The 13,216-nt window shown below is 38.0% G+C and carries 10 protein-coding genes; all 10 read left to right on the forward strand.

The genetic code is table 11. The features are described 5' to 3' along the window. Positions 1-74: 74 nt before the first annotated feature. The 10 genes from ACGE0T_RS00745 to ACGE0T_RS00790 all read left to right on the forward strand — a co-directional run bounded on the left by ACGE0T_RS00745 (position 75) and on the right by ACGE0T_RS00790 (position 13,120). Positions 75-2,708, forward strand: a complete 2,634-nt coding sequence (locus tag ACGE0T_RS00745) for a hypothetical protein (RefSeq protein WP_459188664.1) — start codon at positions 75-77, stop codon at positions 2,706-2,708. Continuing rightward, on the forward strand, positions 2,705-3,625 hold the full coding sequence (locus tag ACGE0T_RS00750) for a hypothetical protein (RefSeq protein WP_459188665.1): 921 nt from the start codon (positions 2,705-2,707) through the stop codon (positions 3,623-3,625). The genes ACGE0T_RS00745 and ACGE0T_RS00750 overlap by 4 nt, the downstream gene beginning before the upstream one ends. A gap of 4 nt (positions 3,626-3,629) precedes the next feature. Further along, a complete protein-coding gene (locus ACGE0T_RS00755; protein ID WP_459188666.1) occupies positions 3,630-6,113 on the forward strand; it encodes a pyocin knob domain-containing S74 family peptidase in 2,484 nt (827 codons plus the stop codon). Between the two features lie 3 nt (positions 6,114-6,116). Continuing rightward, positions 6,117-6,629, forward strand: coding sequence for a hypothetical protein (locus ACGE0T_RS00760; RefSeq protein WP_459188667.1), 513 nt, complete (start codon positions 6,117-6,119; stop codon positions 6,627-6,629). 11 nt (positions 6,630-6,640) lie between these two features. Beyond that, the gene (locus tag ACGE0T_RS00765) at positions 6,641-9,757 is read left to right on the forward strand and encodes a hypothetical protein (protein ID WP_459188668.1); all 3,117 of its coding nucleotides are present in this window, start codon (positions 6,641-6,643) and stop codon (positions 9,755-9,757) included. A 350-nt stretch (positions 9,758-10,107) separates the two neighbouring features. After that, positions 10,108-10,713, forward strand: a complete 606-nt coding sequence (locus ACGE0T_RS00770) for a hypothetical protein (protein WP_459188669.1) — start codon at positions 10,108-10,110, stop codon at positions 10,711-10,713. A 12-nt stretch (positions 10,714-10,725) separates the two neighbouring features. Further along, positions 10,726-11,127 (forward strand): D-Ala-D-Ala carboxypeptidase family metallohydrolase, encoded by a 402-nt coding sequence (locus tag ACGE0T_RS00775; protein ID WP_459188670.1) that lies wholly within the window; start codon positions 10,726-10,728, stop codon positions 11,125-11,127. Between the two features lies 1 nt (position 11,128). Further along, positions 11,129-11,509, forward strand: a complete 381-nt coding sequence (locus ACGE0T_RS00780) for a hypothetical protein (protein WP_459188671.1) — start codon at positions 11,129-11,131, stop codon at positions 11,507-11,509. Positions 11,510-11,689: 180 nt separating this feature from the next. Beyond that, positions 11,690-12,634, forward strand: a complete 945-nt coding sequence (locus ACGE0T_RS00785) for a hypothetical protein (RefSeq protein WP_459188672.1) — start codon at positions 11,690-11,692, stop codon at positions 12,632-12,634. 84 nt (positions 12,635-12,718) lie between these two features. After that, entirely contained in the window at positions 12,719-13,120 is a 402-nt protein-coding gene (locus tag ACGE0T_RS00790; protein WP_459188673.1) for a hypothetical protein, read from the forward strand. The last annotated feature ends 96 nt before the right edge of the window (positions 13,121-13,216 follow it).

Genomic DNA, 13,216 nt, shown 5'->3' on the forward strand with positions numbered 1-13,216 from the left:
ATAATACCAATCGACAAAGGCGGTGTCTTTTTCTGAGAGAAGCCTTTATTCATAAATATAATATCAAATTTATAATGGAACCAATCAAATTAGAAACTATAGCAGAAGGTGAAATCAGCAAAGAACTGGATAAAATACAGTTGGCTGTCGAAGGTATAGGTGATGTCAGTTATACTTCCTTCAAACGTTTACAGGACTGTAGTAACGAAGCGCTCGGCGGCTTGAACCGCGATATTCAGGAGATGATTACGGTTTATCGGAATTATGTTGCTGAATTGCGTAAGAATGAGATTGCAATGGAAGAGCTTAGGGAGAAAGTGAAACAGGGTACTGTTTCTAATGATGATTTTTCGTCTTCCCAATCCCGGTTATCTGTACAACAAGCCGATCTGAAGCAGAAAGCATTAGAATTATGTAATAAAATAGAACAGGAAGTTAAACAGACCTGGAAAATTACAGAGGCTATTAATAAGAAATCTTCAGCAATCACTTTACTGAATGAAAATTATGCGGATTTAAATAATCATCTTAAGTCTGTATCTGGCCTGCAAGCTTTAGGTTTAGAAAAGGATGGCAAGAGTATCCCTTTAGATGAACTGAAAGAAAAAGTGAAATTGCTGAAAGAGCAATATGATATAATAAATGCTTATGAGGAGGGTGAAGGGGCACTTGCGGCAAGAGAAGACTTCAATGGGCTAAAAGCGAATGGCCGGGATTTTACGGATTTTTTGAATAGAGGCATAGATGAACTGAGAAATAAACCAGACCGAACAGATGATGATAATATAAATTTAGGATGGCTTTATAAAACACGTGATGAAACTTCTTCCAATCCGGAGATTGTGGACTTTAAACAATCATTGGCTGAAAAGAGAGCTTTTTATAAAGAAAATCTGGATTTGTATATGGATTATCTTCAAAGTACACGTAGCCTTTGGGAGAAAGACATTACCTTGACCGGTAAGCAGAAAGTAGAAGTCGTTGATGTGGAAATCAAGGATGTGAAAGACGAGCAGCAGAAGAATCTGGATAATTTGCTGAAAAACTATCAGAGCTTTACTACTAAAATGGCAAGTTTAGACAAGGACTACCAAAGGGACATGGAGATTTTAGAGGAAGCAAGTCGATCTTCAACTGAAGAAAAAGAGAAAGATCGTTATAATGAAATAATGGCGTCCCGAACCAATGCTTACCAAACTTCGTTGACAGCATTGATATCTGATAATTCTGATTTTTCCAAGGTCCTTTTTGGCGACATGGAAAACCTTTCCCGATCTGCTTTGAAAAAAGCTATAAATGAAGCTAAACAGTTTGTTGCTGAGAGGAAGCAAATGATGGGGGAACTTTCTCCGGAACAACAAACCCTTATCTCTAAAATAGAGAAAGGAATTGATGCGGCTGAAAAAGAGAGCAGTAGTCGTTTGCCTGAAAAATTGAAGGCTACATCTTCTGCTCTTTCTGAGTGTGCTAAACTGGCAGAAGTTTTTGACAGTGATCTTGCCGATGTAATACAAACTGCGGCTGATGTTGCTGCAGCAGCTGAAAGTATTGCTACCGGTATTGCTAAAATGGGGCAAGGTAAATATTTAGAGGGGGCAGCGAGTATGCTTTCCGGTGTTACAAGCCTTATTAGTGGAATAGGTAAGCGGCTGAAAGAAAATAAAAAGGTTCGTGAAGAATATGAAAAAGGTTTGGTTGAAACCTACAGTAAGGAAATAGGATATAATGCTGTTTTGCGTGAGCGCCTCCGTCTTCAAAAGCAGATAGGTGAAACCAGTCTGGAATATTTTGACCGGATGCAAAATGAATTGGTACGACAGCAAGGTTCTATTCAGAATGAATACGATGAGGTCTGGCAGAAACTAATGGGAGAAGAGTATATTTCTGGTAAGGGATATCGGCATGGTACTTGGTTCCGTAAAGCAAAAACATGGAATGAATATGATAGTCTGGCTGGTAAAAGTTATGAAGAAATAGAAAGCCTTTATTCTCAGGAGAAACTGGAAGGTGAAGCGAAAATCCTGTTTGAACGACTTAAAGCTTTGAAAGAAGAAGGGGCTAATGTTGCTGAAATGATGAAAAATCTGGAGCAGGAGATGCAACAGGCATGGACAGGGACAACAGCTTCTTCTATAGCAGATAGTATTGCTCAGGGATTAATGAATGGCAAGAAAAGTGCAGCAGATTTTGCCAATGATTTTGAAGGTTTGATGCGGAGTGCAATGATACAGGCTATCAAGATGAAATATCTTGAGAAGCCTTTGCAGGATTGGTATGCCGCTTTTGCTGATGTTGCAGGATCAGAGAATGGATTGGATAAAGAGAATATCGCACGATTAAAAAATCAATATGATAGTATCATTGAAAATGCAGGAAAGGCTGCAGCAGATATTGAAAAGGTAACAGGATTGCAACTCGCTCCGGATGCAGGTAGAGAAGCAATAGCAAAGGGAATAGAAAGTATGAGCCAGGAAAGTGCAAATGAATTGAATGGGCGTTTTTCTGCGTTACAATATATTACCAGCAATATCGATACTCATGTCTCCAACATACAGTCTGTACTTTATCTGGCAGCCGAAAGATGGGTGATGATAGAAGAAAATACTCGTTATTGTCGTCGTCTGGAAGCTATTGAGGCAGATATACGTGGTATGAAAGGTGGAATAGATTCCATGGTGAATAAAGGAATATTAATGCGTACACAATGAATGGGACTTTTTATATAGATGGCATTGATGCCTATGAAGAATATGGAATCCGGATTACCAATGGTGGTTATAATGATTTTTTGATTTTCCCGGAGTTGGCAGAGCCTGTTAAAAATGACTGGCCGGAAGAGGACGGAGTGGAAGTTGACTTGGAGAATCCTGTGTTAAAACCGAAAGAAGTGGCTATTACTTTTGTTTCACATCTTCCTTTTAAATCATCCTACGATTTCATTAAATATTTGCTTGATCCTGGGTATCATGCATTTAAGATACCCGTATTGAACAGGGAATGGAGACTACGTTTATTATCGCATCCGGATAACAGAGAGTGGGGGGAGAAAACTTCTTTGACATTGACTTTTGCTGAAGATTTGCCGGATAGACCGGATTATCTCAACTCTTTTATTCCAGGTATTTTTATTCCGAAGTCGGATTACGAACTGGATGATATTTCTTTTGAGCGGTATGGTATTGTGGTTGAAGATGGACTGGATGCCGTGTTGAAATCTCCGACAGTGAAACAAAACTTGTCTCGTGCATTTTCTGGTAGTGATGGGCGTTTGTACGATGTAGGTATGGTGATGCTACAGCCTAAAGATGTGACTCTTAAATGTGTGATGGCTACTGATTCTCTGGAACATTTCTGGCAATGTTATGACGCTTTTTTTCATGCTTTGATACAACCGGGTGAACGTAAACTCTTTTGTAATTGGAGCTATGAAGAATATCCTTGCTATTATAAAAAATGCTCAGGTGTTAACATTGTAAATCTGGGCAAGCCGATTGTGGTAGAGTTTAATCTGACACTTGCATTTACGGTGTTCCGCACAAACGAAAAAGATTATTTTCTTGCAACAGAAAGTGATGAATTAATAGTAACAGAAGATAATGAATTTTATATAGACTTAAAAGAATAAAGATATGCCGATTAAAAGAAGAAAAATATCAGAATTGGAAGAAGCTAAGGATTTGACTGGCTTTTTTACGATAGGTTACCGAGTACTAAACGGGGTAAAGAAGAGTGTTAAGTATGGACTTGAGCATATTCAAACTGCTTACGAGAATATGCTTAAAGCGATGGATGAAGCCAAAGAAGCTACAACGGACATGCGCCTACTTGAGGCGACCGTTCAAGAAAATGAGGAAGATCGTGAAACAGTCGAAAGTCGGCGTGATGCTTCTGAACAGGGACGCTGTAATGAGGAAGAAAAACGTGTAGAAGCAGAAAATATCCGTAAGATAGCAGAAAGTAAACGAGTTGAAGCAGAATCAGGACGTGTTACGGAAGAAGATGCTCGACATAATTCTGAATTAGTCCGTATAAATGCGGAATCTTTACGTGTTAGCCAGGAGAATACTCGGAAGGTTACGGAGACAAATCGAGTAAATGTGGAGGCTACTCGTGTAGCAGAGGAAGGTAAACGTGTTATAGCAGAAAAAGGACGTGTTGATGCTGAAGCTATTCGTATTGCAGAATTTACTACATTAAAACAAAATGCAGAAACAGCGACATCTGATGCAAATGAAACGGCGAATCACCCGACTTATATAGGTACGGACCATTACGTATACAAATGGAATAAATCAACCAAGGCTTATGATAAAATGGATATTTATTGTAAGGGTGATGCATTCAGTATAAAGAGAGTGTATTCTTCTATTGCTGCTTTACAGGCGGATGTAAACAATATGGAAGTTGAGATTGGAGATTTCGTATTAGTCAATACAAATAATGTGGAGGATCCGGATAATGCAAAATTGTATGTTAAAAACAAAAAGATTGACGGGACATACTCTTATGATTTTCTGGTTGATATGTCTGGGGCAATTGGCTTTACGGGAAAAACTCCCCAGATTTCGATAGGGACTGTATCCAAAGGTTCAAATCCTGTTGTCACTCTTTCGGAAGATGGTGTTGATGGTGATGGAAACCCCAAGTATAAATTAAATCTTGTATTGCCCCAGGGGGAAAAAGGCGAGGCTCCTGTTTTAGAAGTAGGAACTGTTACAACTGGAACGTCAGGAAGTCAGGCATCTGCTACATTGGAACCAAATGGTTTAACATCAACCGGTGCTCCCAAATACCGTTTAAATATGGCTATCCCACAAGGACCACAGGGTACAGGAAACATGCAGGTATCTGTATCTGGGCTGGTCTCGGGAAAAACTTATCTGTTCAAACCTTCTGCTAATAATAGCGCTGTTGGTACACTTGTGGAGTTTTCACAAGCTCAGGCAGATTGGGATGTAACGGATACAAGTCTTCCTTCTTTTATAAAAAATAAACCATCTTCGTTCACTCCATCTGCACATAAGCATAAGAAAAGTGAGATAACTGATTTTCCAACTTCGATGCCTGCGTCGGATGTTTATGATTGGGCTAAACAACAGAATAAACCGTCTTACACAGCTTCGGAAGTTGGCGCATTGCCTTCTGATGGTATTGCTAATGCTGCTATAAAGTTACAGACAGCAAGGGCTATTAATGGTGTCGCTTTTGACGGGACCAAAGATATCGGCATTAATTATCTGTACCCAGCTCCAATATTTGCTAATATGAATCTTAATGCTATTACAGTACCGGGAATGTATTATTGTGGAGCCAATGATATTGCATCAACTGTTGTGAATAGTCCTACAAATCATGCATTTTCTTTGCTTGTAGAGCAACATGCAGGATTTAAACAAACTGTTACTACTTATGATTCGGATACAACACAAATAAAAACATATAGTCGAAATTATAATGGACAGCAATGGACAGCTTGGTATAGAATATATACAACAGTAGATAATCCAATTATGGATGATATTGGAGACGCTACTCAAGGTCCGGTTGCTTTAGTGCATGGTTCTTACAAAAGGAAGGTTATAGTTTGTGCTACTAAACCAGATGGTTGGGTTAGTAGAATCGCATTAGGTATATTTGGCCAAAGAGGTTCTTTTGGACCCTGTTTATTATCAGTTGGAATTAATGATTCTGGTACTTCATACAGAGATTTCGTATTTTATAATAGTGGACAATTACATTGTGAAGGTGGTTTCTTTAAAGATTCAGATATTAGGTTGAAGAAAGACATTAAACCACTTAATCATACTTTAGATCAGATTCTAGCAATACCTACTGCTAGTTTTATTATGGATGGTACTCGACAGATCGGTACTATTGCCCAGAAAATAGAAAAAATTTGTCCTGAAATTGTCTCTGATGGTGTTAAAAGAAAATCTGAAGTTCCTGATAATGATGATTGGGAAGTAGAAATTAGAGAAGATAAAGGAGAAAAAATAGAGTATGTAAAGACTAAGAAGGTAGAGTATGAAATGCTGGCAGTTCTTGCACTTGAAGGACTTAAGTTGCTTAATCGAAAGGTTGAAGATTTGAGAAATGAAATATTAAATAAATGAGATATGGCATCAAATGAGATAGCTTCAGTTAAGATGTTACATGATAAATTTGGTTCTGGATATTGGTATCAGTGGGATGAGGCATATTGTGTTATGAATAATGAAATACCTAAAAATGTATTTGATGTTATTGGTAACTATGGTGATACAGAGTGCGTTAAAATAGATGATATAATAAAGAAAGAAGTCAATACAACAGATTACTATATAAGCACAAACACGCGTGGCCTTTATTGGCAAGGTACAGATACTACGACAAAACAGATAATAGTCACATCTTCAAAGCGATATTTTACGAATGGTGTATTAACGAAAACAGAACCAATCGATTGGGACTACACCATAGATGGAGATGAATATCGTTTCGTTTTCAATAGAGTGGGAAATATTTTAAGGGTTAATCCAATTTCTCGTAATCCTTCGGCTAGTGCTTGGAATGTCGGTATAACATTTTCCACAGTTCCTGCGGGTGACCATGTCATCGTAGGATTATCACAAGATAAAATCATAATTTAAAATAGATAAATATGACTATATACGATAAAACAGGCAAGCAAATACTCGACATACAGGTAGACGATAGTAGCTACCGGTATCGTGCAATTAAACAAGGAGATAAGGTTTATCTTTATTTTTCCTTGACTGAACATGTAGAAATACCTTTAGGTGCCTATGTTGACTATCAGGGACAGCGTTATATCCTTTCTCAACCGGAGAACTTGACAAAGCATTACAGTCGGAATATCGAATATACGGTCGAGTTCTGGGGCTGGTGGGAACTATTGTACAGGACCAAATACAAACTGTTATCAGAGAAACCTCATAAGTTGAAATTCAGTTTAACGGCAACGCCTCAAGCCTTCATACGGTTAATGATTGATAATCTGAATTTGCATGATTCAGGTTGGAGGTTTGGAACCAGTGTTGAAGCGACAGAAAAGCTGTTCTCATTCTCCCATGAGAGCTGTATTGATGTCCTTAACCGACTTGCGAATGAGTTTAATACAGAGTTTGAATTTGAAGGAAAAACGATTCACTTTTGCAAAGTTGAGAAGTTCAAGGACTCCCCAATATCACTTAGTTATGGTAAAGGAAAGGGCTTTAAATCCGGTGTTGGCAGAACGAATCAGGGTGATAAGTCTCCGGTGACTTTGTTATATGTTCAGGGCGGTGAACAAAACATTGATAGAGCTAAATATAATAGCCCTACCTTGCTTCTTCCTAAGAATCAGGAGTTGGAATATCAAGGTAGGCGTTATAAGACGGACCCGGACGGTATGTATATCACTCGTGCAGAGAAAGACCTTGTGATCTTTAATGAGGACAGTTACGATGCATCAAATATTTATCCAAGTCGTGTAGGTGAAATCACAGGAGTTGAAACTGAATCGAATGTTGATTCAGATGGTAACTCGGTTATTTTCTATAATATCATTGATGTGACAATACCGGATGCTTTGAATTTCCGTGATTGTAGGTTGAATGGCAATAGGGCGACAATTATCTTTCAGAGTGGCAAATTGGCCGGACGTGAGTTTGACATCATGCAGTCAGACAGTGACCTTACCGGATATAACCATACCACCAGAACATTTAAACTTGTGTCCATGCAGGAGGATGGTATTTATTTTCCGAATGAACATCTTTGCCCGTCCATTGGCGATAAGTATGCTGTATTTAATATTTCTTTGCCGGAAGCATATGTCTGTGACAATGTAACTAAGTCTGGTGCAAGTTGGGATATGTTTCGTGAGGCAGTTAAATATATGTATGAAAATGAAAATACCCCTTTCACGTTTAAGGGGGAACTTGATAGTATCCATACAAAAAAGAATTGGTTAGAAATAGGCAGTAAATTATTACCTGGTGGTTATGTGTTATTCCACGATGATCAGTTTCAACCGGAGGGCATTAATATTCGTATTACAGGTGTAAAAGATTATATCAATAAGCCTTATAGTCCGGAGTTGGAATTGTCCAATGTTCCAGTTGGAGGTTTCGTTTCTTCCGAATTAGGAAAGATAGATGCGAATGAAGTAACAGATGCAGACAAACATAAGCAGTCTATCCAATATACAAAAAGACGCTTTAGGGATGCTCAGGAAACGATGAGTATGCTCGCAGATGCTTTGCTTACAAACTTCTCAGAGTCAATCAATCCTATCGCCGTTGCCACTATGCAGATGCTTGTAGGGGATGAGAGTTTGCAGTTCCGGTTCGTAAACTCAAAAATGAATCCTGCAGTAGTGAATCTGAATGTTACATACAATAATGATTCAAAGATACTATCTGTTCCAGCGGGCATTCTTCAGCATATGACATTAGACATTAAAGAGATATCATCTGTTCACAAATACAAGTTTTGGGATATGGGCTTTTATACTTCACCTTATCTGGAACCGGATAAGAAATATTACCTATATGCAAAATGTAGTAAGAATGACGGGGTCGGGACATTCCGGATAAGTGATAAGGCTATAGCGCTTGAACAGGAAGTCGATTATTACCATTTCCTTGTTGGAGCACTTAACTCCGAGTATGATGGTGAAAGGAGCTATGTATCCCTTTACGGATTTACGGAGATATTGCCTGGTCGGATAATGACTGACCAGATAGTTTCAAAAGATGGGAAGACTTATTTCAATCTGGCGCAAAATGAAATAGGAGGGAATATCAAGTTTATTTCAACGGATGGTAGTTTAAAGAATGTCGCAGATACGGATAAAGTAGCTTGTGAAGCAGAAAAACAGACAAAGGAAGATCTGGCAAAAAAATTAGGGTACAACAATTATGCCGCATTGGAAACAGCAGCGAAAGCTGGTAGTACAATTATAGAAGGAGCTCATATAAGAACTAAATTGATAGACACAGATGATTTAGTTTGTAAAAACCTTGCGGCAGTAAAAGGTAGTATTGCTGGGTTCAGTATCAATGGAAACGGGCTTTCTAATACCCCGTTTAATAATGATGCGTATGTAATATTTCGTAATGATACACATAAATGTTTTGCAGGTATTGGTGGAAACGTATTGCCAACAACATCGGGGCTGAGATCCGTAGCAAGATTTGAAAATGAGGACACTTCTGATTGGTGGGAAATGGGACGGAATATCGCCATGTATCTTTCTGCTAAAAACGGAGCATATAACCATGCTTTCTGTGGCGAGGGCAATGGCACCCTGGACGGATGGATAGAGGGTTACAAGTACAGTAAACTCACACTTACCAAAGCAAATACGATTTATAACAGTTATTCCTGCCTTAAAGATAATAACCGCTGGATAATTTACAGCAGTGTGGATAGAGCCGGCATCATCTTGCCCAAGCTTTCGGAGGTAAGGGGTGCTCTTGGCATAGGAACAAACACAAAGTTCTGCGTGGAATTCACCGTTATCTCGGACCTTGATTCGAGGGACTTCGATATATACGGGAGAAACGGCACTGAAAGCAATGATGGAACCTATCCGTGGAATACTTCCGAATATCCTAATCTTGTACACTGGGATGGTGACCACTGGGATAGCGTGCCAATGGGGATGGGCGACAGCCTTACAGTACTGCTGATTTATGACCCGAATAAAGGGGGGACTAAAGGTGGTTATCCCCTAATATATACGGCAAGAATCATCAATAGGCAGCATTAATGTTTATAATGGAAAGTTGCTAAAAGTGAGTATATTGTAATTTCATTAGTTCTTATTCTAAGGATAGTATATTCAAACTATTTTCAACAACCTTGTAAGTACAGTTTTTTTACTTTTTGTCTTAAAAAAACTCTACTCGTTGTTTTGTCAATTATATATACTAAAAGAAATAGATGTATGAGATTTACATTAAAATACAGGATGCATTATAGGATTCATTTCTTGAAAAGAATTGTAATGATCCTCCTCCGGGTTATCACAGCAGAGAGGCGGCACTGTTTTTTACTAATATGCAAAAAATAGGGTAATGCAACAAAGATAGTAAACCTATATATAATGGAATGGCAGATATGAATACAATACATGCAGCCCTGGAAACAGGCAAGGGCATTTCTGAATTTGGAATGATGGCAATAACTGCAGGCTTTTTCCTTGTGTTATCGGCCCTGATGATGATAGCCTGTTTCCGATGGTTTATGAAGATGATTAATGATATGCTTGTTGCACAAAAGGATACAATGAAACAGTTACTTGATGAAACTCGTACACAAAATGACCGGTTAAATGATATATCGGAAGGGCTTATCCCTGAGACTCAGATGCGTATCAAGACTATTTCTAATATGGCATTTGATTTATCGGTTGAAAAGGTATGTAGGATAATCAAGAAAGTTCGGGCAGAAAACCATATTGCTGACAAACGGGCTACAGTGGTTAAGATAAGGACATTGCTGACGAATCTACATGAAGATCGTAATAGTAAATTTGATTGTTTTGTATATCGTGGGCGGAAACTGTCCACATATACCAATGCTGCTTGGATAGAACAGATTACTTCTGTCATAGAATCTGAAATCTATAATAAAGCAGAAGAGAACAATAGTAGAACATATACAAATGTAAAGTCTGCATATGCGAATATACGATTGGAATTTTATCATAACTTAAACAAATAGGAAGGAACAGAAATGAAAATAAGTGAAAATTTTGAATTAAAAGAGTTTACAAAGAGTAGTACCGCAAAGTTAAAAGGTATAGAAAATAATCCGGGTATCAACGAAATCAGAGCAATTGAAAACCTTGTAACGATGCTGTTGGAGCCGCTTCGGGAAAAATACGGGAAAGTAATGAGAGTTAATAGTGGTTATCGATGTTCAGCGTTGAATGCAGTGGTCAATGGAGTTCCTAACAGCCAGCATGTGAAAGGTGAAGCAGCTGATATAGCTTGCGAGAAACCTGTAGAACTTGTGGAATGTTTGAGAAAGTCAGGGTTGGATTTTGATCAATGTATTCAGTATTCGACTTTTGTCCATTTGTCTTTGAAATTGTCAGGACGGAACAGGCGGCAATTTTTATCCGGGAGATACTGATATGAATTTAGTTAGAATAATTTTTGGAGTTATATTTCTATTTATTGTGTATGGATGCAGAACTAAAGAAATATATGTCCCTATAGAAAGTGTAAAGACTGAATATCAGGATAGGGTTATCCGGGATTCAACTTATTTGCAAGACTCTATATTCTTGAAGATAAAAGGAGATACAGTTTATTTGGAAAAATATAAAACCTTGTATAAGAATACATATTTGCGTGATTCTATTTTTGTTCAGGATACAATATGTGTTCCATATCCAGTAGATAAAATAATAGAAGTGAATCGGTTACATTGGTATCAAAAGCTTCTGGCTTGGATAGGAGTAGGAGGGATAGTCATATGCTTATTCTGGTTGATAAAACGAATTAAAAATTAAATCTTCATGATATTAGTTTTGAGGAAGGAATGAAAGGCTGCTCTGCTTGTGAAAGTAGGGTGGTCTGACTTTTGTTTTTTAATGTGTTTCTTTGTTTTGAAATAAAATCTGTAAAAACTTTCTTAATCTCATTAATAAATGTTTTCTTTGCTGCGATAACAAATACAAAAAAACTTAGCTATGAAGAAAAATGCAGTGTTCGCACTTGCCGGTGTGCTATTATGCCTGGCAGGTTGCAGTCGTAACTCCTCTACTGAGGAACCCGAATTTCCGGCAGATAAATCTTATCCTCTCCAATTCTGCCTTCAAATGAAAAAGGAAGTCTTATCGTTTCCTTCAACCAAAAGTATTCCGGACAATCCTATTCCAGAACCTACAGTGAAAGCTGGTGATGCTACAGAACAAGAATTGAGTGAGCTCTGTAATGCGATCGAGTATGTGGTTTTTGAGCAGGGAGAGACTCCTAAGTTTGTGAAATACAGGCGTGCAGTTGTGGGAGATTTGGATTTCGGTATTGTTTATGATACATTACCCAAAGGGAAGTATCAGTTTTATTTTCTGGCACATAATTCGAAAAAGCCGGAGTTAGCTGGTTCGGTCTTGAACTTTGATGAGGTTTCAGATTCTTTTTATGCTGAATTGGCGAGAGATATTACGGCTGCTGAGTTGGTGGAGGAAGATATATCTTTGCACAGGGCTGTCGGACGAATTGAGTTCAAAGCAATCGATTCTGTTCCTGAAAGTGTAAATCATTTCGATATGCTTGTCTCTAAAAAAATAAAGCAATTTGATTTATCCACTGGTCAAGGAATAGTCAGTGAAAGCGAACAGACCCTTTCTTATCAGTTTACTTCCGAGGATGTAGGGAAAATGGATATGGTTCATTCTTTTTATACATTTATCCCTGCGGTTGTTACTTCTTTTGATGTTAAACTGTCTGCTGTGGATGGTAGTGGTAAATTATTAAGAGAGAGAAATATTACGGGCGTAACTCCTGAAGAAAATAAGATTATTCGGTATACCGGACGTTTATATCGTCATTCGGAATCTGACGATGCTTTCCAGTTGTCGGTTTTTGAAGGAGGGAAGTGGGATCTTGTTGTTGAAAATGAACTGCCGGATTGATAGGATTATAAATAGGAATAGTAATTCTGCATCAATTTATTCATTACCTTTGTTATTGGTATAGAATAAAAAAGATATGGAGTTATGGAAAAAATGAAAATATCAGGATTACTGTTCCTGTTTGCGATATTAGTTGGCTTTACAAGTTGTGACCCGGATCCTTATTTTCCGGAAGATCCGGATTACTGGTTGTGTAATAATGTTTGGGTAGATGATTTTGCTGTAGATAGTAATACTGATTGTTATCAGGAGTTGGTGTTTTACCCCAATGGCAGAGGAGTAGACCGCCGTGAATATTATTCCTATTGGGAGAATGAAACGGAAAGGGTCGTGTTTAATTTTTATTGGAGTTGGGATCCTTCACTCCCTAATTCTTTAATCATGGAATATCCGGATGGTGATTCTTATTTTGATAATGTTCGGATCACCCAGTATCAATTGAGTGGAGTACTGGATGGTGAAAGGGTTATTTTTGATGCGAAATGAATCTTGAAAAAGTAGCTGTTGTTTTTTATATTCGACGGTATCTTTTCTGAAAAAGTAACCGAACAAAAGTTCTTTTGATGGTTGTTGTTCTTTTTT

The organism is Parabacteroides sp. APC149_11_2_Y6 (assembly GCF_054506995.1).

What these genes read in the sequence shown, in the direction of transcription:
- ACGE0T_RS00745 (WP_459188664.1), top strand. Translation starts at nt 75, where the DNA reads ATGGAACCAATCAAATTAGAAACTATAGCAGAAGGTGAAATCAGCAAA.
- ACGE0T_RS00750 (WP_459188665.1), top strand. Translation starts at nt 2,705, where the DNA reads ATGAATGGGACTTTTTATATAGATGGCATTGATGCCTATGAAGAATAT.
- ACGE0T_RS00755 (WP_459188666.1), top strand. Translation starts at nt 3,630, where the DNA reads ATGCCGATTAAAAGAAGAAAAATATCAGAATTGGAAGAAGCTAAGGAT.
- ACGE0T_RS00760 (WP_459188667.1), top strand. Translation starts at nt 6,117, where the DNA reads ATGGCATCAAATGAGATAGCTTCAGTTAAGATGTTACATGATAAATTT.
- ACGE0T_RS00765 (WP_459188668.1), top strand. Translation starts at nt 6,641, where the DNA reads ATGACTATATACGATAAAACAGGCAAGCAAATACTCGACATACAGGTA.
- ACGE0T_RS00770 (WP_459188669.1), top strand. Translation starts at nt 10,108, where the DNA reads ATGAATACAATACATGCAGCCCTGGAAACAGGCAAGGGCATTTCTGAA.
- ACGE0T_RS00775 (WP_459188670.1), top strand. Translation starts at nt 10,726, where the DNA reads ATGAAAATAAGTGAAAATTTTGAATTAAAAGAGTTTACAAAGAGTAGT.
- ACGE0T_RS00780 (WP_459188671.1), top strand. Translation starts at nt 11,129, where the DNA reads ATGAATTTAGTTAGAATAATTTTTGGAGTTATATTTCTATTTATTGTG.
- ACGE0T_RS00785 (WP_459188672.1), top strand. Translation starts at nt 11,690, where the DNA reads ATGAAGAAAAATGCAGTGTTCGCACTTGCCGGTGTGCTATTATGCCTG.
- ACGE0T_RS00790 (WP_459188673.1), top strand. Translation starts at nt 12,719, where the DNA reads ATGGAAAAAATGAAAATATCAGGATTACTGTTCCTGTTTGCGATATTA.